This is a genomic window from Massilia paldalensis (assembly GCF_044901715.1).
GTDB classification, from domain to species: domain Bacteria; phylum Pseudomonadota; class Gammaproteobacteria; order Burkholderiales; family Burkholderiaceae_D; genus Telluria; species Telluria paldalensis.
On sequence record NZ_JBJCIU010000001.1, the window covers coordinates 1,419,820 to 1,439,096 of the forward strand.

The 19,277-nt window shown below is 70.0% G+C and carries 18 protein-coding genes; 15 read left to right on the top strand and 3 right to left on the bottom strand.

Annotated features, from left to right (window positions below; genetic code table 11):
• Window positions 1–108 precede the first annotated feature (108 nt).
• The 14 genes from ACI1V7_RS06280 to ACI1V7_RS06345 all read left to right on the top strand — a co-directional run bounded on the left by ACI1V7_RS06280 (window position 109) and on the right by ACI1V7_RS06345 (window position 13,613).
• The gene (locus ACI1V7_RS06280; protein ID WP_404530885.1) at window positions 109–759 is read left to right on the top strand and encodes a cytochrome c3 family protein; all 651 of its coding nucleotides are present in this window, start codon (window positions 109–111) and stop codon (window positions 757–759) included.
• Window positions 756–3,575 carry a 4Fe-4S dicluster domain-containing protein gene (locus tag ACI1V7_RS06285; RefSeq protein WP_404530886.1) on the top strand — a complete coding sequence of 940 codons (2,820 nt, stop codon included), beginning with the start codon at window positions 756–758 and terminating at the stop codon, window positions 3,573–3,575. The genes ACI1V7_RS06280 and ACI1V7_RS06285 overlap by 4 nt, the downstream gene beginning before the upstream one ends.
• Complete coding sequence (gene nrfD / locus ACI1V7_RS06290) at window positions 3,572–4,966, top strand: NrfD/PsrC family molybdoenzyme membrane anchor subunit (RefSeq protein ID WP_404530887.1); 1,395 nt, start codon at window positions 3,572–3,574, stop codon at window positions 4,964–4,966. The genes ACI1V7_RS06285 and nrfD overlap by 4 nt, the downstream gene beginning before the upstream one ends.
• Window positions 4,963–5,508, top strand: coding sequence for a DUF3341 domain-containing protein (locus tag ACI1V7_RS06295; RefSeq protein WP_404530888.1), 546 nt, complete (start codon window positions 4,963–4,965; stop codon window positions 5,506–5,508). The genes nrfD and ACI1V7_RS06295 overlap by 4 nt, the downstream gene beginning before the upstream one ends.
• Window positions 5,505–6,107 carry a c-type cytochrome gene (locus tag ACI1V7_RS06300; RefSeq protein WP_404530889.1) on the top strand — a complete coding sequence of 201 codons (603 nt, stop codon included), beginning with the start codon at window positions 5,505–5,507 and terminating at the stop codon, window positions 6,105–6,107. The genes ACI1V7_RS06295 and ACI1V7_RS06300 overlap by 4 nt, the downstream gene beginning before the upstream one ends.
• Window positions 6,104–7,138, top strand: a complete 1,035-nt coding sequence (locus ACI1V7_RS06305) for a hypothetical protein (RefSeq protein ID WP_404530890.1) — start codon at window positions 6,104–6,106, stop codon at window positions 7,136–7,138. Before ACI1V7_RS06300 ends, ACI1V7_RS06305 begins: the two co-directional genes overlap by 4 nt.
• Entirely contained in the window at window positions 7,131–7,460 is a 330-nt protein-coding gene (locus tag ACI1V7_RS06310) for a hypothetical protein (RefSeq protein WP_404530891.1), read from the top strand. Before ACI1V7_RS06305 ends, ACI1V7_RS06310 begins: the two co-directional genes overlap by 8 nt.
• Complete coding sequence (locus ACI1V7_RS06315; protein WP_404530892.1) at window positions 7,457–8,254, top strand: SCO family protein; 798 nt, start codon at window positions 7,457–7,459, stop codon at window positions 8,252–8,254. Before ACI1V7_RS06310 ends, ACI1V7_RS06315 begins: the two co-directional genes overlap by 4 nt.
• Window positions 8,251–9,213 carry a cytochrome c oxidase subunit II gene (gene coxB, locus ACI1V7_RS06320; protein WP_404530893.1) on the top strand — a complete coding sequence of 321 codons (963 nt, stop codon included), beginning with the start codon at window positions 8,251–8,253 and terminating at the stop codon, window positions 9,211–9,213. Before ACI1V7_RS06315 ends, coxB begins: the two co-directional genes overlap by 4 nt.
• Entirely contained in the window at window positions 9,188–10,810 is a 1,623-nt protein-coding gene (ctaD, locus tag ACI1V7_RS06325; protein WP_404530894.1) for a cytochrome c oxidase subunit I, read from the top strand. The genes coxB and ctaD overlap by 26 nt, the downstream gene beginning before the upstream one ends.
• 8 nt (window positions 10,811–10,818) lie before the next feature.
• Entirely contained in the window at window positions 10,819–11,487 is a 669-nt protein-coding gene (locus ACI1V7_RS06330) for a cytochrome c oxidase subunit 3 (protein ID WP_404530895.1), read from the top strand.
• The gene (locus tag ACI1V7_RS06335; RefSeq protein WP_404530896.1) at window positions 11,488–11,814 is read left to right on the top strand and encodes a cytochrome C oxidase subunit IV family protein; all 327 of its coding nucleotides are present in this window, start codon (window positions 11,488–11,490) and stop codon (window positions 11,812–11,814) included.
• 87 nt (window positions 11,815–11,901) lie between these two features.
• Entirely contained in the window at window positions 11,902–12,693 is a 792-nt protein-coding gene (locus tag ACI1V7_RS06340) for a hypothetical protein (RefSeq protein WP_404530897.1), read from the top strand.
• Window positions 12,694–12,812: 119 nt separating this feature from the next.
• A complete protein-coding gene (locus ACI1V7_RS06345; RefSeq protein ID WP_404530899.1) occupies window positions 12,813–13,613 on the top strand; it encodes a sterol desaturase family protein in 801 nt (266 codons plus the stop codon).
• A gap of 36 nt (window positions 13,614–13,649) precedes the next feature.
• On the opposite strand, the gene ACI1V7_RS06350 is transcribed toward ACI1V7_RS06345, so the two are convergent.
• Together ACI1V7_RS06350 and ACI1V7_RS06355 are read right to left on the bottom strand one after the other, a co-directional pair.
• The gene (locus tag ACI1V7_RS06350) at window positions 13,650–14,951 is read right to left on the bottom strand and encodes a family 1 glycosylhydrolase (RefSeq protein ID WP_404530900.1); all 1,302 of its coding nucleotides are present in this window, start codon (window positions 14,949–14,951) and stop codon (window positions 13,650–13,652) included.
• Between the two features lie 21 nt (window positions 14,952–14,972).
• Window positions 14,973–16,763, bottom strand: coding sequence for a thiamine pyrophosphate-requiring protein (locus ACI1V7_RS06355; protein ID WP_404530901.1), 1,791 nt, complete (start codon window positions 16,761–16,763; stop codon window positions 14,973–14,975).
• Between the two features lie 310 nt (window positions 16,764–17,073).
• On the opposite strand from ACI1V7_RS06355, the gene ACI1V7_RS06360 reads away from it, so the two are divergent.
• Window positions 17,074–18,519, top strand: coding sequence for an NAD-dependent succinate-semialdehyde dehydrogenase (locus tag ACI1V7_RS06360; RefSeq protein WP_404530902.1), 1,446 nt, complete (start codon window positions 17,074–17,076; stop codon window positions 18,517–18,519).
• A 31-nt stretch (window positions 18,520–18,550) separates the two neighbouring features.
• Here ACI1V7_RS06360 and ACI1V7_RS06365 read toward each other — a convergent pair whose 3' ends face one another.
• Window positions 18,551–19,204, bottom strand: coding sequence for an NUDIX hydrolase (locus ACI1V7_RS06365; RefSeq protein ID WP_404530903.1), 654 nt, complete (start codon window positions 19,202–19,204; stop codon window positions 18,551–18,553).
• Window positions 19,205–19,277 lie beyond the last annotated feature (73 nt).

Genomic DNA, 19,277 nt, shown 5'->3' on the forward strand with positions numbered 1-19,277 from the left:
GGGCCGATTTTCGCGCCGGGCTATACTGGACCGGACCAAGAATGGCGCCGCCTAGAGTGCCGTATTGACAATCAAGACCACCGTGTCGAACCCAAGCGTCCCTAATCGATGGCAGCACCGTTTTCCCGATCGGCCGTCCTGTACGTCAAGCTGGCCCTGCTCGCCTTGCTGGGGTTGTGCGCGAGCGGCATCGCGCTGGCGTGGTGGGTCATGACGCCGGCCTACGGCACCATGGAGCCGGTCGAGCAGCCGATCCCGTTCAGCCACAAGCACCATGTGGGCGACGACGGCATCGACTGCCGCTACTGCCATACCTCGGTCGAGAAGTCGCGCTTCGCCGGCATGCCGTCGACGTCGGTGTGCCTGAGCTGCCATTCGCAGCTGTTCGTCGATTCGCCGCTGCTCAAGGCCCTGCACGAGAGCGAGCGCACGGGGCGGCCGATCCGCTGGGTGCGCGTGCACGACCTGCCGGACTTCGTCTACTTCGAGCACGACATCCACGTGAACAAGGGCGTCGCCTGCGTCGAGTGCCATGGCCGCGTCGACCAGATGCCGCTGACCTGGCGCACCGCCTCGCTCGAGATGCAATGGTGCCTGAACTGCCACAGCGAGGCGCCGAAGCACGTCCGGCCGCTGGACAAGGTGCTGTCGATGGAGCCGGCCAAGCAACTGAGTCCCGAGGAAGTGCGCCAGCTGACGCGCATCTACCGGCTGCGCGACGCGCAGACGCTCACCAACTGTTCCACCTGCCACCGATGAGCGCACCCGGCCACCGTCCCGTGTTCCCCATCACGCGCGCCGACGACGTCGCGCGGCGCCGCTTCCTGAAGCTGATGGCGGCATCGACGGCGCTGGCCGGCGCCGGCTGCAAGGGACCGCCCAGCGAGACCATCGTGCCCTGGGTGCGCATGCCGGAGAGCGCCGTACCGGGCCGGCCCCTGTTCTACGCCAGCGCCTTCGTGCGGCGCGGCCACGCCCACGGGGTGCTGGTGGAGACGAACATGGGACGGCCGACGAAGGTCGAGGGCAACCCCGAGCACCCGATCGCGGGCGGCGCCACCGACGTCTTCACCCAGGCATCGATCCTGCAGCTGTGGGACCCGGACCGCTCGCAGACGGTGCAGCAGGGCGCCGAGCTGTCGACCTGGCCCGCGTTCGAGGCGGCGCTGGCGGCGCGCCGCCCTGGCTGGGCGCGCGACGGCGGGGCCGGCCTGCGCATCCTGTCCGGTCCTTCCAGTTCTCCCACGCTGGCCCGCCAGCTGGACGCCGTGCGCACGCGCTGGCCGCAGGCACGCGTGCACTTCTGGGATCCGCTGCACGACGACGGCGCCGCGCAGGCGTCGCGGCTGGCGTTCGGCAGGGTACTGGAACCCAGGTACCGCCTGGACGAGGTGGCCGTGCTGCTCACGCTGGACGCGGACCTGCTGGGCAGCGGCCCGGCATCGCTGCTGCATGCGCGCAGCTGGGCCGATGGACGGCGCCCTGGCGCGGATGCCGGCGAGCGCCGCCTGTACGCGCTGGAGTCGACGCCGACGCTCACAGGCGCCCATGCGGACGAGCGCCTTTCGCGCAACCCGCGCGAGATCGCGGCGAGCCTGTGGCGCATCGCCGCGCATCTGAACATCGCTCCAGACGCCGGCCAGGCGCCCGACGCCCAGGCGGCGCGCTGGGAAGCGGCCGTCGCCAAGGCGCTGGATGGCGCCAGAGGCCGCGCCCTGGTCGTGGCCGGTTCCACGCTCGACCCGGCCAGCCGGGCGCTGGTCCACCTGCTGAACCAGCGCCTCGCCGCGCCGGTCGATTACATCGAACAGACCGCGCTGGGCGATGCGGCGCACGCGGCGTCGATCGCCGCGCTCGTGGCCGACATGCATGCCGGTCGCGTCGACACGCTGCTGATGCTGGACACGAACCCCGTCTACACGGCGCCCGCCGACCTCGACTTCGCCAGGGCATTGGCGCGGGTGCCGCTGAGCGCCCACCTGGGGCTGTACCGCGACGAGACGGGCCATGCGGCGCGCTGGCACCTGCCGCTGGCGCACGGCTACGAGGCGTGGACCGACGCCCGCGCGGCCGACGGCACGGCCAGCATCGTGCAGCCGATGATCGCGCCGCTGTACGGGGGACGCTCGGCGCACGAGCTGCTGGTGCTGCTGGATGGCGACGGACCGCGCGACGGCCTCGCGCTGGTGCGGGCGACGTGGCGCGAACGGGGTCTCGCGGGCGACGATGCCTGGCGCGAGGCCCTGCGCATCGGCTTCGTCGCCGGCAGCGCGGCCGCGCCCGTCGCCGTGCCTGCGGTAACGCTGCCCCGGCGGCCCGCACCGGCGGCCGCGGCCGGCCTGGTCGCCGTGTTCGCCGCCGACCCGTCGGTCGACGACGGGACGTTCGCCAACAATGGCTGGCTGCAGGAATTGCCGCGGCCCCTGACGTCGATCAGCTGGGACAATGCCGCCCTGATCGGCCCCGCCAGCGCCGCCCGCGCCGGCATCGCCAGCGGCGACCGGGTGCGGCTGCGCGTGGCCGGCCGCATGGTGGAGGCGCCCGTGCTCGTGCTGGCGGAGCAGGCAGAGGGCGTCGTCACGCTGCCGCTCGGCTACGGACGGCGCGCCGCCGGCAGCGTCGGCAACGGCGTCGGCTTCGACGCCTACCGCTTGCGCACGACGGCATCTTTCGATGCGGCGCCCCCGCTGGCGCTGGAGCGGCTGGGAAACAAGCACGACTTCGCCATGCGCCAGCGCGAATTCGACATGCACGGCCGCGCGCCCGTGCGCGTGGCCGAACTGCGCCGCGGCAAGCCGGTGCCCACGGAGCCGCCGGAACCGCCGGTGCCCGAGGTCTCGCTCTACCCGGAACGCCGCTACGACGGCTACAAATGGGGCATGGCGATCGACCTGAACGCCTGCATCGGCTGCGGCGTCTGCACGATCGCCTGCCAGGCCGAGAACAATATCCCCGTCGTGGGCAAGGAAGAGGTGATGCGGGGCAGGGCCATGCACTGGATCCGTGTCGACCGCTACGTGGAGCAGCATGGCGGGCGGCGCCGCACGCTGTTCCAGCCCGTGCCCTGCATGCATTGCGAACACGCGCCCTGCGAGGAGGTGTGCCCGGTCGGCGCCACCGTCCACGATGGCGACGGCCTGAACGTGCAGGTCTACAACCGCTGCGTCGGCACGCGCTTCTGCTCGAACAACTGTCCATACAAGGTAAGGCGCTTCAACTTCCTGCAGTACGCCAACGAACGGTTCGAGAGCCTGAAGGCCATGCAGAATCCCGAGGTCACGGTGCGCCGGCGCGGCGTGATGGAGAAGTGCACCTACTGCCTGCAGCGCATCACCCGCGCCCGCATCGATGCCGAACGGGCCGGTCGGCGCGTGCAGGACGGCGAGGTCGTCACCGCCTGCCAGGCGGCCTGCCCGACACGCGCCATCCGGTTCGGCGACCTGAACGATCCGCACAGCGCCGTGGTGGCGGCCAAGGCCTCCGCCCACGACTACGTGCTGCTGGAAGAACTGAACACGCGGCCGCGCACGAGCTACGGCGCGCGCGTGGTGAATCCCGATCCGGAGGCCGGATGAGCGGGCCGCCGACCACCGACCGCGTACCGCCGCGCTCGCAGGGCAGCGAGATCCTGGGCGCCGGCTGGAGCTATGCGGGCGTCAGCGACGAGATCGCGGGCATCGTGCTCAAGCACCGCTTCGGCTGGAAGTGGTGGGCCGCCTTCGTGGGAGCCAGCGTGGGCGTGTTCGGCCTGCTGGTGGCGCTGGTCTGGCTGCTGGTGAAAGGCGTGGGCATCTGGGGTGTCGACATGCCCGTCGCCTGGGGCTTCGCCATCGCCAACTTCGTCTGGTGGGTCGGCATCGGCCACGCGGGCACCTTCATCTCGGCCGTGCTGCTGTTGCTGCGCCAGCGCTGGCGCACGTCGATCAACCGCTTCGCCGAGGCGATGACGCTGTTCGCGGCCAGCATGGCCGGCATCTACCCGATCATCCACCTGGGCCGCCCCTGGTTCTTCTACTGGCTGGTGCCGTACCCGAACAAGATGGACCTGTGGCCCCAGTGGCGCAGCCCGCTGCTGTGGGACTTCTTCGCGATCACGAGCTACATCCTCGTCTCCGCGCTGTTCTGGTACGTGGGCCTGATCCCGGACCTGGCCACGCTGCGCGACCGCGCCGGACGGGCCGGGCAGCGCGCGCGCCAGGTCGTGTACGGCCTGCTGGCACTGGGCTGGCGCGGCGAGGCGCGCCACTGGGAGCGCTACGAATCCGCCTACCTGCTGATGGCAGGCCTGGCCACGCCGCTGGTCGTGTCCGTGCACACGATCGTGTCGTTCGACTTCGCCGTGGGGAACACGCCAGGCTACCACTCGACGATCTTCCCGCCGTACTTCGTCGCGGGCGCGTTGTTCTCCGGCTTCGCGATGGTGCTGACGATCGCGATCCCCCTGCGCGCCGCCTTCGGCCTGCAGGGCTTCATCACCGGGCGCCACCTGGCGAACGCGGCCAAGGTCATGATCGCCACCAGCTGGCTGGTGGGCTACGGCTATGCCGCCGAGGCGTTCACCGCCTTCTACAGCGCCGACCGCTACGAGCAGTACATGATGGTCAACCGCTGGACGGGGCCGTACGCGCCCGTCTACTGGAGCATGCTGGCCTGTAATATCGTGCTGCCCCAACTCCTGTGGCTGCGCCGCGTGCGCCACAACGTGCTGGCGCTGTTCGTCCTGAGCCTCGTCGTCAATTGCGGCATGTGGATGGAGCGCTTCCTGATCGTCGTGTCCTCGCTGCACCGCGACTACCTGCCGTCGTCCTGGGGCATGTACTATCCGACATTCTGGGACTGGCTGACCTTCTTCGGCACCGTCGCGCTGTTCGTCTGGCTGTTCCTGCTGTTCGTGCGCTTCCTGCCCCTCATCTCGATCGCCGAGATGCGCGAGCTGGTGCGCGACAGCGCGAAGGGGGAGGCATGAGCACGAACGGCGAGCGTCCCTGCGCCGGCCTGCTGGCCGAGTTCCGCGGCGAGGAGGCGCTGTGCGCGGCCGCCCGCGCGGCGCGCGACCATGGTTATACGCGTGCCGAGGCCTATGCGCCGTTCCCCGTCGAAGGCCTGCCGGACATCCTCGGCATGCGGCGCCGCTGGATCGCGCCCGCCGCGCTGGTTGGCGGCCTGCTGGGCGGCGCGGCGATCTACTTCCTGCAGTGGTATGCGGCCGTGGTCGACTATCCGCTGAACTTCGGCGGACGGCCGCTGCACAGCTGGCCCGCCTTCATCCCCGCGACGTTCGAGGTGGCGATCCTGGGCGCCGCGTTCTGCGCGGCCATCGCGATGCTGTTGCTGAACGGCCTGCCTCAGCTGTATCACCCGCTGTTCGAGGTCGAGGAATTCGAACTGGCGAGCCGCAACCGCTTCTACCTGTACCTGCCGGCGCGCGACCCGGTGTTCGCGGCCGTGACGGCGCGCGAACTGCTGGAGCCGCTGGATCCCCTGTTCGTGTGCGAGGTGCCGGGATGAGGACGGCAGCGGCGATCTTCTGTCTCGTCCTGCTGCCTGGCTGCGAGCGCGCCAAGCAGGATATGTACGACCAGCCCCGCTACGGCACCTTCGCGGCCAGCCCGTTGTTCGCCGACGGCGCCGCCGCGCGCACGCCCCCGGCTGGCGTGCAGGCGCGCGCGCGCGGCGACTTCGCCGGCAGCTCCAGCGGGCGCCGGGGTGCCGCCCAGGTCGAGGACGATCTCGCGGCGGAACGGGCGCAGGACAATCCCTATCCGGTCGACATGCGCCTGCTGGAAAAAGGGCGCGAGCGGTACATGATCTATTGCATGCCCTGCCACAGCCCGGCGGGCGACGGCGACGGCCTCGTCGTGCGCCGCGGCTTCCCGGCGCCGCCCACGTTCCACCAGGACCGCCTGCGCGTGGCCAGCGACCGCCATGTCTACGACGTGATCAAGAACGGCTACGGCGTCATGGTCCCGTATGGCGACCGGATCGAGCCGCACGAGCGCTGGGCCATCGTGGCCTTCGTCCGCGCGCTGCAATTGAGCCAGCACGCGCCGGTTGCCGGGCTGCCCCCGTCGCTGCGCGCGCGCCTGCCGGCCGGAGGCCAGCCATGAGGGCGCCGGTGGTCATCACGGGCGCCATCGTCACCGCTGCCCTGGCCTGGGCCGGCTGGCGGCTCGACGCGCGCGGCCTGCTGGCTGCCTGGCTGGCGACATGGTGGTTCGTGACGGGCGCGCTGCTCGGCGGCCTGGCCAACGTGTGGCTGCACCAGCTGACGGGCGGCGCCTGGGGCGAGGCGATCCGCCCGCCATTGCTGCGCGCGGCGCGCTGGCTGCCGCTGGCCTGCCTGCTGTTCCTGCCCGTGCTGCTGGGGATGCATGCGCTGTATCCCTGGCTGGACCACCCGCCGTCGGGCAAGCCGGAAGAGGCGTTCCGCGACTGGTGGCTCAGCCCCGGCTTCTTCGTCGCGCGCAGCATCGGCTACCTGCTGCTGTGGAGCGCGCTGGCCTGGATCGAGACACGCTCGCAGCGCCGCAGCGCCGGCCGCGCGGCGGCGTTCCTGCTGCTGTACGGCGTGTCGGTGGGCCTGGCGGCCGTCGACTGGATCATGTCGCTGCAGCCGCACTGGTATTCCAGCATCTTCGGCTGGCTGGCCGGCGCCGGCCAGGTGCTGGCGGGAATGGCGCTGGCCGTGCTGCTGGCCGACCGGGAGGCGATCCGCGCCCGCCTGCCGGACCTGGGCAACCTGCTGCTGATGTACGTGCTGGTCTGGGGCTACCTGTCGTATTCGCAGTTCCTCGTCATCTGGGCGGCCGACCTGCCGCACGAGATTTCCTGGTACCTGCGCCGCAGCGACACCCTGTGGAAGACGGTGGCCTGGCTGCTGGCGGCCGTGCACCTGTTCGCGCCGCTGGCGTTGCTGCTGGCGCGCCGCGCGAAACGGGCGCCGCGCGTCATGGGCATGCTGGCCGGGACCCTGCTGGGCGCCCATTTGCTCGATTGCTGGTGGCTCGTGCTGCCGTCGGTCGAGGGCTTGCAAGGACGGACGCTCTGGTTCGCGCCGGCGGCGGCCGCCGTACTGGCGGTGCTGGCCATGCTCGTTCGCCTTCCCGTTCCGGCACGAGGGGAGGGCAACCATGCCTGAATCGACGCGGCTGGACGTGCGCAAGATCGGCTGGGGCGCCTGCGCAATCGTGTGCGGGATCGCCTTCGCCGTCGCGGGCGCCTGGCTGCTGCTGCGCGCGACGGGGCCGGCCGGCAACACGCCGCCGCACGCGAACTCGGCACCGGCCCCGCGCCTGCAGACGGCGCCGGTGCCGGAGCGCGCCGCGTATTTCGCGGAAAAGGAACGCCTGACGACGGGGTATGGCTGGGTCGACCACGAGGCCGGCGTCGCCCGCATCCCGCTGGCCGAGGCGATGCGCCTCACGGCCGCGCGCGCGGCCAGGCAGGAGGAGCGTCGATGAAGCTGCGCGTCCTCGCCACCTCCGCGCTGCTGGCGTGCGCCATGCTGCCCCCGGTCGCCAGCGCCCAGGCATTGGCCTTGCCGCCGCCGCCCGACGTCGCCTTCGATCCGCGCCCGGGAACCCGGCTGCCGCTCGATGCCGTGCTGCGCGACGAGGCGGGCCGCGACGCGCCGCTGGGCGCGAGGTTCGGCCGCGTGCCCGTCGTGCTGGTGCCGGGCTACTACCGCTGCACGAGCTTGTGCGGCACCTTGTTCGAGGGCGTCCTGCAGGCGCTGGCCCTGTCCGGCATGAAGGCGGGAGAGTATGTGCTGGTCGGCGTGTCGATCGACCCGCGCGAGGATGGCGCCGCCGCGCGCGCGCGCCTGCCCCGCTATGCCGCGCTGCTCCCCGGCGGCGGCGCCGACATCGCCCTGCTGACGGGTGCGGCGCCGCAGCTGGCGCGCATCGAGCGGGCGCTCGGCTACCGCGCCGTGCCGGACGCCGGCGGCGGACAGATCGCCCATGCTGCCGGTTTCGTCGTGGCGGCGCCCGATGGCAGGATCGTGCGCTTCTTCCCCGGCGTGCGCTTCGACCCGGCCGGCGTGCGCGCCGCCGTGCAGGCGGCCCGCGCGTACCGGATCGATCCGGCGCCGTCGTTCGGCCAGCGCCTGGCGCTGCTGTGCGCCCATATCGACCCCGCCGCGGGGCGCCACAGCGGGGCCGCGCTGGCGGCCGTGCGCGGCGGCGCCTTGCTGGTGCTGGCGCTGCTCGGCACCTGGATCTGGCGCCGGCGCGCCCGCGGAGGAGTAGCATGACGCTGAACCTCGCCCCGCATTTCTACCTGCTGCCCGAGGACGGCGCCGCCTCCGCCACGCGCCTGGACAGCCTGGCGCTGGCCCTGCTGCTGCTGACCGGCGCCGTGGCCCTGGCCGTGCTGGCCCTGACGATCGGTTTCGCCGTGCGCTACCGGGCCGGTTCCGATGCGGATCGCAGCAATGCGCCCGGCCAGGGGCGCGGCATCGAGATCGCCTGGACGCTGACCCCGCTGCTGCTGTTCCTCGGCATCTACGCCTGGGCGGCCATCGACTACGTCAAGCTGTACCAGCCGCCGGCCGACGCGATGCCAGTGTTCGTCGTCGCCAAGCAGTGGATGTGGAAGGCCCAGCACCGCAATGGGCGGCGCGAGGTGGGCGAGCTGCACCTGCCGCTGGGCCGGCCCGTGCGCCTCGTGATGACGTCCGAGGACGTGATCCACAGCTTCTACGTGCCCGCGTTCCGCATCAAGCAGGACGTGCTGCCGGGCCGCTACACGAGCATCTCGTTCACGCCCAGCCGCGCGGGCGAATACCACCTGTTCTGCACGGAGTTCTGCGGCACCGACCACGCGCTCATGCTGGGCAAGGTCGTCGTGCAGCCGCCGGGCGAATTCGCGCGCTGGCTCACGGAAGGGCCGCGCCAGCCGGGCATGGCGCAGCGCGGCTACGCGCTGTTCCGCGACTACGGCTGCAGCGGCTGCCACGCCGCCGGGTCCACCGTGCATGCGCCGTCGCTGAACGGGCTGCTGGGCCGTCCCGTGCACCTGGCCGACGGGCGCGAACTGCGCGCCGACGAAGCCTATGTGCGCGATGCCATCCTCGTCCCGGACAAGGACGTCGTGGCCGGCTACGCCCCGATCATGCCTTCGTTCGCCGGCAAGATCGGCGAGGAAGACCTGCTGGCGATCATCGAATATATCAGGGAGACCGGCCATGCCGACACCGCAGAACGACGCTAGCGTGATGGCGGAGACGCCGCCCGTCGGCGGCTACCTGGCCGAGGGCTTCACGCTGCGCTCCTGGCTGCTCACGCGCGACCACAAGCGCATCGCCGTCCTGTACGGGCTGTCGATCACGCTGTTCTTCTTCCTCGGCGGGATCGCGGCCGCGCTGATCCGCCTGGAGCTGGCCACGCCGCAGGGCGACCTGGTCAGCGCCGACACGTACAACAAGCTGTTCACCGCGCACGGCGTGATCATGGTGTGGCTGTTCCTGATCCCGTCGATCCCTTCCGTGCTCGGCAACTTCCTGATGCCGCTGATGATCGGCGCGCGCGACCTGGCGTTTCCGCGCCTGAACCTGGCCAGCTGGTACCTGTACATGGCGGGCGGCCTGATGGTCATCTGGGCGCTGCTGGCGGGCGGCGTCGATACGGGATGGACGTTCTACACGCCGTTCTCGACGATGTTCTCGAACTCGCACGTGGTGCTGACGCTGGCCGGGATCATGGTCACGGGCTTCTCGTCGATCCTGACGGGCCTGAACTTCATCGTCACCGTGCACACGATGCGCGCGCCCGGCATGACGTGGTTCCGCCTGCCCCTGTTCGTGTGGGCGAACTATGCGACGTCGATCATCCTCGTGCTGGCCACGCCGATCCTCGCGATGACACTCGTGCTGGTGGCCGTCGAGCGCCTGTTCCAGCTCGGAATCTTCGACCCGGCGCTGGGCGGCGACCCGCTGCTGTTCCAGCACCTGTTCTGGTTCTACTCGCACCCGGCCGTGTACATCATGGTGCTGCCCGCGATGGGCGTGGCCAGCGAGATCATCCCGTGCTTCGCCAGGAAGCCCGTGTTCGGCTACCGCTTCATGGCCTACGCGATCCTGGCCATCGCCGTGATCGGCTTCCTCGTGTGGGGCCACCACATGTTCGTCAGCGGCCAGTCCGTGTACGCGGGGCTCGTGTTCTCGCTGCTGTCCTTCCTCGTCGCGGTGCCGTCGGCGATCAAGGTGTTCAACTGGACGGCGACCCTGTACAAGGGCCGCATCCACTTCACGGCGCCGATGCTGTATGCGCTCGGCTTCGTGGGCCTGTTCACCCTGGGCGGCCTGACGGGCCTGTTCCTGGCCGCGCTGGCGCTGGACGTGCACCTGTCCGACACCTATTTCGTCGTCGCCCACTTCCACTACATCATGGTGGGCGGCTCCGTGATGGCCTACCTGGGCGGCATCCACTTCTGGTGGCCCAAGGTGACGGGACGGATGTATTCGGAAGCCTGGGGCAGGGTGGCGGCGCTGGTGATCTTCGCCGGCTTCAACCTGACCTTCTTTCCCCAGTACTTGCTCGGCTATGCCGGCATGCCGCGCCGCTACCACAGCTATCCGGAGGAATTCCAGCTGCTGCACGTGCTGTCCTCGGCCGGCGCCGTGCTGCTCGCGGTCGGCTACCTAATGCCGCTCGCTTACCTGGCCTGGTCGCTGCGCTTCGGGAAGGCGGCGGTGGCCGATCCGTGGCAGGCCACGGGCCTCGAATGGCAGACGGATTCGCCCCCGCCCGTCCACAACTTCAGCCGCCAGCCGGAAGTCACGCGCGGCCCCTACGCCTACACGCCATGACGACGCCCATGCCCCGCGGGATGCCGGAAGCGCAGCTCGACGAACAGTTCACGACGCTGGCGCAGCAGGACCTGGCGCGCAGCTTCGGCATGTGGGTGTTCGTGTCGAGCGAACTGCTGTTCTTCGGGCCGCTGCTGCTGGGCTACCTGTACGTGCGCACCCACTACCCGCAGGCGTGCGCGCTGGCGAGCCGCCACACGGATTTCTGGCTCGGCACGCTGAATACGGCCTTGCTGCTCACGAGCAGCCTGGCCATCGCCCTGGCCGGCGCCGCGGCAAAGGCGGGCGACCGGCGCCGCACGGTGCGCCTGCTGGCGCTGACCATCGCGCTGGGACTGGCCTTCCTGGCCGTGAAGGGCATCGAGTGGCACAAGGAGGTCGGCGAACACCTGTTCCCCGGCGCCGGCTTCCGTCCCGACGATGCGCCGGGCGCCGAGACCCTGCACGGCATGCTGCTGTTCTTCCTGCTGTACTTCGCGCTCACGGGCATGCACGCCCTGCACATGTGCGTGGGACTCGGCACCTGCGCCGTGTTGGCCTGGCGGCTGCAGGGCCGCGGCGATCGCGGGCCCAGCGCGGAATCCGTCGAGCTGGCGGGCCTGTACTGGCATTTCGTCGACGTGGTCTGGATCTTCCTGTATCCGCTGCTGTACCTTGTCGGAAGGGCGGGAGGCTGAATGGACAAGGAAGCGAAACCGCTGCTGCTTGCCTGGGCCGTCCTGATGGCGCTGCTGGCCGCGAGCGCCGGCACGGCATTCGTCCCCCTCGGCTGGGTCAACACGGCGCTGGGCCTGGTGATCGCGCTGGCCAAGGCGATCGTGGTCGCGCTCGTGTTCATGCGCCTGCGCCGCGCGCCCGCGCTGCTGCGCATCGCCGCCGTCGTGGGCGCCGTGACGATGCTCGTGCTGTTCGGGCTGTCCGCGACGGACTACGCGACGCGCAGCGTGCTGCCGGCCGTGTGGCAGCAGCCGGCCACGGTGCCGGCGCGGGCCGGGAGCAACTGAGGCAGCAACCGATGCAGCAACCGATGCAGCAACCGATGCTGCCGCAAAGTAGCGGTGGCGTTACCTGAACATACCGGGACACCCGCCATGACCAACGATATCGCCGATCACTACATCGCTGCCACCGACCCGCCCGCCCACGTGGCGCCGCGGATCGTGCGCCATGCCCTCGTCCAGTTTTCATTCGCCGACGACGTTCCCGCCGCCGTACGTACCTGGGAACAGCGGGGTTTCGTGCGCATCGGTGCCAGCGGGCCGGGGGACGCCCGGCAGGACTTTCCGCAACGCGCGGCCGCGATGGGCGCCTCGCTCATCGTGCAGAGCGCCGCCCCGGCGCCGCCGCACGCCGTCTACCTGGCCGCCGTGTCGCGCGACTCACGCGACACGGCCCCGATGGAGCGGGGCGGCGGACGTTCGACGATCGAGGCGTCCGACAAGCCGGCGCCCGTGCCCGGACGCGTGGGCCCCATGGCCTACAAGGCCGCGAGGATCCAGCTCGGCATGGTCGACGATCTCGACGCGGCAGTGGCCCGCTGGAAGCGCGCGGGCTTCGTCACGCTCGGCTGGGCCGACGCCGGCGGCAAGAACGATGTCATGACGGGGTATCCGGATCCGATGGCCCGGCTGGCCGCGGGCGTCGGGGCCGCCCTGGTGCTGTATCGCATCACCCCGGCCAGGCAGCGCGCCGTGCGCCGCCTGCCGGACGGGCGCATCGACATGGACGCCGTGCGCGCCGATGCGCCGGCCCGCATGTCGCCCGGCGGCTATAGCGTGACGCAAGCCGTGTTCCTGGCTCCCACCACGAGCGCGGCCTGGCAGGCGGCGGATGCGTCGAACGACCTGCAGAACCAGTACGTGCCGCTTGCGCCGGACGAGTGAGGCAGCCCGTACGTCGCTCCCCTCGTCACGCCACGGGTTGTCGCATCGGTGCGGCGGACGTACACTTGGGGTCTGCAACGGCCTGCGCCGCATCCCTGGCGTTTCCTGAAAGGTGAGGAATGATCGAACTCCTGGTATTGCCCGTCATCGGCCTGGCCTTCGTCGCCCTGTTCACACGCGAAGTGATCGCGCCGGCGTCGCGCAACCGCTGCGACCAGCGCTGGCTGATCCTGGCGTCCGGCGTGGGTGCGGTCACGCTGGCGGTGACCCTGGCGGTCGGCTACCTGTTCGGCAGCGCGATCCGCAGCGTCGCCCTGTTCGATGCTGGCAGCGTCATGCCGGAGGCGGCGGTGGGTTTCCTCGGCTTTCTGCTTGCCAGCTTCCTGTTCTATTGGTGGCACCGCCTGACCCACTGGTCCGACCTGCTCTGGCGGGCGTTCCACCAGCTGCACCACAGCGCGCGCCGGGTCGAGGCATTGACCGCGTTTTATGCGCATCCCCTCGACACGGCGGCAGCGATCTGCATCAGTGCCGGTGCGAGTTATCTGGTGCTGGGCGCCAGTCCCGTGGCGGCGGCCATCGCGCTGCTGCTGACCGGGCTGTTCGACCTGTTCCTGCACAGCGATCTGCGCACGCCGACGTGGCTGGGATTCATCGTGCAACGACCGGAAATGCATACCGTGCACCATCGGCGCGGCCATCACCGCCAGAACTATGGACTGCCCTTGTGGGACATGCTGTTCGGGACGTGGTGCAATCCGGCCGAGCGCGCCCAGGTCCTCGGCTTCGATGGCGACAAGCCGGACCGGGTGGCCGACATGCTGCTGTTCCAGGACGTGCACCGTGCGCGGCCCGCCACCAGGGCGGGCACTACGACCGCAACGACGGCGTCGCACGAACAGCCGGACGGGAAAGCCTGAACCCCTGTCTCTGGCGCACCCGTTGCTGGACGGCGACTATTGCGCCTTGGCCCCGCTATCGTGGGAGTCCACGCGCATCAGCAGGCGCCGCAGGTTGTCGATGACGGCCTCGGTGTCCGGACGGTGGTCCGCGGCGACCTGCGGATCCGGTTCCAGTTCGTCGTAGGGACCGATGCGGTCGCGCCAGTCCGCCAGCAGCTTGCGGTATTCGCAGCCTGCCTTGCGGATCTGGCGGTCGAGGTCGTACAAGCCGCGCGCGTTGACGTGGCCGCGGTTGAAGCGCAGCGAATCGTCCCAGTCGACCTGGTCGGTCAGCGAATACCAGGTGAAGCCGACCATCGGCACGCCCGTGTGCATGAGGCTCAGCATCATCGACCACTGGCGCCGCAGCCAGGACGAGGCCTCGTCGCCCTGCGGGCCCTCGTCGCGGTTGGTCTCGGTGTGCATCAGCGGCAGGCCGTAGCGCTCGTAGTACTGGCGGGCGATCGTGGTGTAGCCCAGCAGTTCGCCTGCCGCGGTGCGCGTGCCGTCCGGTTCGATGTAGTGTTCGTTGGTGACGTAGTAGTCGGTGCCGATGATGCAGTTGCGGCGCATGCCGTTCCGTTCGAAATAGCGCAGGTCTTCCTCCGTCATGCCGCAGTCGAGCACGAAGGCGCGCGCGGACGGTTCCAGCGGGTGGCCGTAGTTCAGGTCCAGCGACAGGAAGCGGATCTCGTTGATCGCTTCGGCCAGTTCCACCGCCTGCGGCGTGCAGGGGTGGAAGTATTCGGTCGACTCGCTCTGGATGAACAGGGCGTCCGGGCGGCGCCGCGCGATTTCCTGCATGGCCATCACGCTCGCCTGGGCCAGGTGCTTGGCCGCGGTCACGTAGGCGCGGGGGCTGGTCTGCTGCTCGTTCCACCAGCCGTACAGCGCGGAGAAGCGCGCGCAGACGTACATCTCGTTGACCGGCGTGTAGAAGCGGATCCACGGGTAGCGCGCGGCGAAGTCGGCCGCGTACTGGCGGAACAGCGCGGGAAACTCCGGGTTCTGGAAATTGCCGACCCAGTCCGGCACGCCGAAGTGGCACAGGTCGGCGATGGGCTCGATGCCCAGGCGCTGCAACTCGCCGAAGGCCTGGTCCGAGAATTCCCAGTCGTAGCGGCCCGGCCCGAGCCAGACCCGGTGCAGCGGCACGCCGTAGCGCAGGTAGCCGATGCCCATGTCCTTCACCAGCGCGAAGTCGTGCCGCCAGTTGCTGTAATGCCCGCATTCCTCCATCTGGTCACGGCGCAGGCGGCCGTTCTCGATGGTGGGATAGCTGTTCTCGATGCCGGTGGCGAACATGAACGGGATCATTGCGTACTTCCTTTCGACAGATTACTTCTTTTCGCCCGGCAGGATCGAGCTCAATACCTGCTTGGCCACGCCGGCCAGCATCGAGCCCTCGTTCGGGTCGCCCTTGGCGATGGCGCTCATGAAGGACTTGGCCTGTTCCAGCGTGATGTGCGAGGGCAGCGGCGGCACCTCGGGGTCGGTCTTGAATTCGAGGACGACGGGACGGTCCGACTTGAGCGCGTCGCGCCAGGCCTCGGCGACCATGTCCGGATCGGCGCAATAGATGCCCTTCAGGCCGATCAGTTCCGCGAAGCGGTGGTAGGGCACGTCCGGGATCGTCTGCGTGGCCTCGAACTTCGGGTTCCCCTCCATCACGCGCTGTTCCCAGGTCACCTGGTTCAGGTCCTCGTTGTTGAAGACGCAGACGATCCAGCGCGGATCCTTCCACTGGCGCCAGTACTTGGCCACGGTGATCAGCTCGGCCATATTGCTCATCTGCATGGCGCCGTCGCCGACGAGGGCGATCACGGGACGCTCCGGATGGGCGAACTTGGCCGCGATCGCATAGGGCACGGCCGCGCCCATCGACGCCAGGCCGCCGGACAGCGAATACATCTGGCCGCGCTGCACCTTCAAATCGCGCGCATACCAGTTGGCGCAGGAGCCGGAGTCGCTCGTGACGATGGCGTCGCGCGGCAGCAGCGGAGACAGTTCCCACGCGACCCGCTGCGGGTTGACGGGCGTGGCCTTGGCCATCGCGCGCTGTTCCAGCAGCGTCCAGGAATCGCGCACGTCCTGCTCGATCTTCTTGCGCCACGCGCCGTCCAGCTGCTTCTCCTGCAGCAGGGGCAGCAGCAGGCGCAGCGTCTCGGCGGCGTCGCCGTGCAGGTTGACCTCGGTGGGGTAGCGCGCGCCCAGCATGGTCGGGTCGATGTCGATCTGCACGGCGCGGACCTTGCCTTCCTTCGGCAGGAATTCCGCGTAGGGGAAGCCGGTGCCGATCATCAGGAGGGTGTCGCACTCGTTCATCATGTCCCAGCTGGCCTTGGTGCCCAGGATGCCGATCGAGCCCGTGCACCAGGGCAGGTGGTCGGGCAGGGCGGCCTTGCCCAGCAGGGCCTTGGCGGCGCCCGCCTGCAGCCGCTCGGCCACGGCGATCACCTCGTCGGTGGCGCCCAGGGCGCCGGCGCCGACGAGGATCGCGACCTTGCTGCCGGCATTCAGGACCTGGGCCGCGCGCGCCAGGTCGGCGTCGTAGGGGACGATCTTCGGACGGGTGTAGCCGATGCCGGAAAACACGGAACCGTGCTTGCGCGGCGGGTCCTCGTACGGCAGTTCCTGCAGGTCGTTCGGCAGCACCAGCACGCTGATGCCGTTCTGGCCCAGCGCCGTGCGCATGGCGCGGTCGACCAGGTGGCGCACCTGGGACGGCACCGCCGCTTCCTGGACGAAGTCGGCCACGTCGGCGAACATGCGCTCCAGGTTGACTTCCTGCTGGTAATGGGCGCCGCGCGTGGTGCGCGCGGCCTGGCCGGCGATGGCGAGGACGGGCATGTGGTCCAGCTTGGCGTCGTAGAGGCCCGTGATCAGGTGGGTGGCGCCGGGGCCGCCGGTCGACAGGCACACGCCCGGGCGGCCCGTGAACTTCGCGTGGGCCGACGCCATGAAGGCGGCCATTTCCTCGTGGCGTACCTGGATGAAGTCGATCTTCTTGTCGAAGCGGTCCAGTGCGCCGAGCACGCCGTTGATGCCGTCGCCCGGATAGCCGAAGATGGTGCGCACGCCCCAGTCGTAAAGACGTTCGACGAAAAAGTCACCGACGGTTTTGCTCATGGTTCGCTTCCTTGCTGTGCTGGGTTGGCGGGAGGGGCGCCGCGCTGCCGGCATATCGCGGGCGTGCTGCGCCGTACATGAGCCAAGAGTAGCACCGCTGTGCCCTGCCGCCGGGCACGTTATGCCTGTGAAATTCTTCTTGTCGGGACGCAGGATCTGCGCGTCCATACGCGCCTGCGCGGCGGCGAAAATCCGGCCGGTCCGCACGGGATCCCTGAATTTCTGGCACAGTAGCGGATGCGGCGCCCGGCCACTACCGACGCTCCGGGTGCGCATCGCTTTCCACAACAACGTACAACGGACACACGCCATGACGACTACGAACTACCCCGACATCCGCCTGCTGATCGCCAACGAATGGGTCGACGCCACCGGCGGCAAGACGATTCCCGTCGTGAACCCGGCCAGCGGCAAGACCATCGGCACGGTGGCGCATGCAACCATCGCCGACCTCGACCGTGCACTGGCCGCGGCCCAGAAAGGCTTCGAGGCCTGGCGCGCCATCTCGGCAGCGGAACGCGCCGCCACCATGCGCCGCGCCGCCAACCTGCTGCGCGAGCGCGCCGACGACATCGCCCGCCTGATGACGCAGGAGCAGGGCAAGCCGCTGGCCGAGGCGCGGGTCGAGACCATGGCCGGTGCCGAGATCATCGACTGGTTCGCCGCAGAAGGCATGCGCGTGTACGGCCGCATCGTCCCGTCGCGCAACCCGGCAGCCCAGCAGCTCGTGCTGAAGGAGCCCGTCGGCCCCGTCGCCGCCTTCACCCCGTGGAACTTCCCGATCAACCAGGTCGTGCGCAAGCTGGCCGCCGCGCTGGCCACCGGCTGCTCCTTCCTGTGCAAGGCGCCGGAGGAGACCCCGGCATCGCCGGCCGCGCTGTTCCAGTGCTTCGTCGACGCCGGCGTGCCGGCCGGTACCGTGGGCCTCGTGTTCGGCGACCCGGCCGAGATTTCCGGCTATCTGATCCCGCACCCCGTCATCCGCAAGGTGACCTTCACGGGCTCGACCCCGGTGGGCAAGCAGCTGGCCGCGCTGGCCGGCGCCCACATGAAACGCGCGACGATGGAACTGGGCGGCCACGCCCCCGTCATCGTGGCGGAAGACGCCGACGTGGCGCTGGCCGTCAAGGCCGCCGGCGCCGCCAAGTTCCGCAATGCGGGCCAGGTGTGCATCTCGCCGACCCGCTTCCTCGTCCACAACAGCATCAAGGCCGAGTTCGTGCGCGCGATGGCCGCCCACGCCGAAGGCCTGAAGCTGGGTGACGGCCTGGCCGAAGGCACCACGCTGGGCCCGCTGGCCAACGACCGCCGCCTGGCCGCGATGGCCAAGGTCGTCGAGGACGCCCAGGCCAAGGGCGCGCAAGTCGTCACCGGCGGCAAGCGCGTGGGCAGCGAGGGCAACTTCTTCGCGCCGACGATCCTGTCCGACGTGCCGCTGGAAGCGAGCGTGTTCAACGACGAGCCGTTCGGCCCCGTCGCCGCCGTGCGCGGCTTCGATACGCTGGAGGAGGCGATCACGGAGGCGAACCGCCTGCCGTACGGCCTGGCCGGCTATGCGTTCACCCGCTCCATCAAGAACGCCCAGCAGCTGATGAACCGCCTCGAAGTGGGCATGCTGTGGATGAACCAGCCGGCCACGCCGAGCGCCGAGCTGCCGTTCGGCGGCGTCAAGGATTCGGGCTACGGGTCGGAAGGCGGGCCGGAAGCGCTGGAGGCCTACCTGAACACGAAGGCCGTCTCGATCGTCGGCGTGTAAGGCAAGCTGCGACGCCTGCTTTCCGATCCGGTCAGCGGCGTCGCAGCGCGGCGATCACGGCCACGTCGTTCGCGTGGATTGCCACCTCCGGCAGCAGCGCGGCCGGCACCAGGTGCACGGCCTGCGTCTCCCATCCCATCAGCGCCGGATTGCCGCCCACGCGACGCGCCACGTAGTAGCGCGTATAGGTCTGCGTGCGCGGCGCGTCGGCCAGGAAGGCGACCAGTTCGATGGCCAGGCCCGACTCCTCGAACGCTTCGCGCACGGCGGTGGCCTGCAGGTCCATGGCGCCGTCGACGCGTCCTTTGGGGAAGGTGGCTACATAGCCGCCGAAGCCATTGGTCGGCGCCACCAGCCACACCCTTCCATCGTCCTCGACGATGACGGCGCCGGCCGCCGCGCGCATGCCGGCCGGCAGCACATAAGGCGGTTCGTCGATGCGCGCCTCGACGATCGGCAGCAGGGCCGGGGCGATGGGCGTGCCGTTCAGCGCGGCGGGCATGGCGCCGCCGGGCACGACGGTGGCCATGCGGGCCGGGTCCGCCCAGGCCGTGGGGTCGCCGGGCAGGCTGGGGTTGGCGATGCGCACGGGCAGGCCGTGTTCGTCGGGGCAGGGATGGTACATGTTCGAATGGAAGGGGGCGACGCCCGACGATAGCACGCCGGACGCGCGCACGTCCGTCATGCGAACCGGGTCGTCACATCGGCCGGGCCGTGGTACAGTGTCCGGATTCCTCCAACTACCACTGCGCCGGACA

Coding starts and splice junctions, on each gene's coding strand:
- ACI1V7_RS06280 (WP_404530885.1), top strand. CDS start 109: ATGGCAGCACCGTTTTCCCGATCGGCCGTCCTGTACGTCAAGCTGGCC.
- ACI1V7_RS06285 (WP_404530886.1), top strand. CDS start 756: ATGAGCGCACCCGGCCACCGTCCCGTGTTCCCCATCACGCGCGCCGAC.
- nrfD (WP_404530887.1), top strand. CDS start 3,572: ATGAGCGGGCCGCCGACCACCGACCGCGTACCGCCGCGCTCGCAGGGC.
- ACI1V7_RS06295 (WP_404530888.1), top strand. CDS start 4,963: ATGAGCACGAACGGCGAGCGTCCCTGCGCCGGCCTGCTGGCCGAGTTC.
- ACI1V7_RS06300 (WP_404530889.1), top strand. CDS start 5,505: ATGAGGACGGCAGCGGCGATCTTCTGTCTCGTCCTGCTGCCTGGCTGC.
- ACI1V7_RS06305 (WP_404530890.1), top strand. CDS start 6,104: ATGAGGGCGCCGGTGGTCATCACGGGCGCCATCGTCACCGCTGCCCTG.
- ACI1V7_RS06310 (WP_404530891.1), top strand. CDS start 7,131: ATGCCTGAATCGACGCGGCTGGACGTGCGCAAGATCGGCTGGGGCGCC.
- ACI1V7_RS06315 (WP_404530892.1), top strand. CDS start 7,457: ATGAAGCTGCGCGTCCTCGCCACCTCCGCGCTGCTGGCGTGCGCCATG.
- coxB (WP_404530893.1), top strand. CDS start 8,251: ATGACGCTGAACCTCGCCCCGCATTTCTACCTGCTGCCCGAGGACGGC.
- ctaD (WP_404530894.1), top strand. CDS start 9,188: ATGCCGACACCGCAGAACGACGCTAGCGTGATGGCGGAGACGCCGCCC.
- ACI1V7_RS06330 (WP_404530895.1), top strand. CDS start 10,819: ATGCCCCGCGGGATGCCGGAAGCGCAGCTCGACGAACAGTTCACGACG.
- ACI1V7_RS06335 (WP_404530896.1), top strand. CDS start 11,488: ATGGACAAGGAAGCGAAACCGCTGCTGCTTGCCTGGGCCGTCCTGATG.
- ACI1V7_RS06340 (WP_404530897.1), top strand. CDS start 11,902: ATGACCAACGATATCGCCGATCACTACATCGCTGCCACCGACCCGCCC.
- ACI1V7_RS06345 (WP_404530899.1), top strand. CDS start 12,813: ATGATCGAACTCCTGGTATTGCCCGTCATCGGCCTGGCCTTCGTCGCC.
- ACI1V7_RS06350 (WP_404530900.1), bottom strand. CDS start 14,951: ATGATCCCGTTCATGTTCGCCACCGGCATCGAGAACAGCTATCCCACC.
- ACI1V7_RS06355 (WP_404530901.1), bottom strand. CDS start 16,763: ATGAGCAAAACCGTCGGTGACTTTTTCGTCGAACGTCTTTACGACTGG.
- ACI1V7_RS06360 (WP_404530902.1), top strand. CDS start 17,074: ATGACGACTACGAACTACCCCGACATCCGCCTGCTGATCGCCAACGAA.
- ACI1V7_RS06365 (WP_404530903.1), bottom strand. CDS start 19,204: ATGACGGACGTGCGCGCGTCCGGCGTGCTATCGTCGGGCGTCGCCCCC.